We start from the raw sequence: 265 nt of genomic DNA, 5'->3' as shown, positions 1-265 counted from the left end.
GAATGTCGATGCCATTGGCGGTCAGGTTGTCCGGTCCGACCAACACCTTGAAGGGGTATGGATCGTTAACGGTTCCGTCGATCGGCACGCGGCCGATCAGCGCCGTCATCGCCACCGACCCCATCAGCGTCGAATTGGTCGGTACGGTATAGACCGCCTTGGCGCTCTTGACGCCTGCTGCGCGTGCGCCCGCGTTCGCCACGGTTTCCGCCGTGGTTTCCAACGTGCTCTGCGCGGGGCCGAAGCTCGTCGGGAAGCTCATGCC

Annotated in this window: 1 pseudogene; it reads right to left on the bottom strand. The window is 64.2% G+C overall.

The features are described 5' to 3' along the window. Positions 1 to 265 (bottom strand): annotated as a pseudogene (locus AC3XQU_RS24085) (TIGR03752 family integrating conjugative element protein); the annotation flags it as partial.

This window comes from Telluria sp. AZSoR62, from assembly GCF_058111565.1.
The sequence above is the reverse complement of the archived record's forward strand: the minus strand, read 5'-3'. Positions and strand labels throughout refer to the sequence as shown.